General features: G+C 47.0%; 2 tRNA genes and 1 rRNA gene. All 3 read right to left on the bottom strand.

Annotation, left to right across the window (positions count from 1 at the left end):
* Positions 1–95 (bottom strand): 23S ribosomal RNA (locus tag V6936_RS17285); the annotation flags it as partial.
* A gap of 378 nt (positions 96–473) precedes the next feature.
* Positions 474–549, bottom strand: a tRNA-Ala gene (locus V6936_RS17290).
* Positions 550–560: 11 nt separating this feature from the next.
* A tRNA-Ile gene (locus tag V6936_RS17295) sits at positions 561–637 on the bottom strand.
* Positions 638–677 lie beyond the last annotated feature (40 nt).

Below are 677 nucleotides of genomic sequence, written 5' to 3' on the forward strand. Positions count from 1 at the left end.
TGTTTGCCAGCTCCCCGTAGCTTTTCGCAGGCTACCGCGTCCTTCATCGCCTGTGATCGCCAAGGCATCCATCATATGCACTTATTCGCTTGATCCTATAACGCTTGGTGCTGTTATAGGAATATGAGTATACGTTGTTGCCGTTCATCAATCCTTAGCTGTTATCCAATCCGAAGATCAGACAACGTCTATATTTTTGAGAACTTTCGTTGAACATAATTTGTTCTGTTGCAATCACAACCCGTGTATTGTCATCACAAGTCGACTAATCGTCTTGCGTTTATTAGACAACACACCTTCGTTGTGCTTCTTCCTAATTGTTAAAGAGCAATTCGTGGGTTGCATAACCCAACGAGCAGTATTCTTTAAAAAGAACACTCTTCGTTGAATCTAGCGCCAGGCAAACCGTTGTTTGTCTGTGCCCTATACTCTGTCATGAACCTTGCTGTATCGACAACCACCTATAAAAGCGGTGGTGGAGGATGACGGGATCGAACCGACGACCCCCTGCTTGCAAAGCAGGTGCTCTCCCAGCTGAGCTAATCCCCCGAGGTAATCGTTGGTGGGTCAAGTTGGAATCGAACCAACGACCCCCGCCTTATCAAGACGGTGCTCTAACCGACTGAGCTACTGACCCATCTATCACCAGTGGGCGATACCTTCAATGGTCATGACAT

This window comes from Alcaligenes sp. CHO6 (assembly GCF_037120595.1).
Classification (GTDB): Bacteria; Pseudomonadota; Gammaproteobacteria; order Burkholderiales; family Burkholderiaceae_B; genus Alcaligenes; species Alcaligenes ammonioxydans.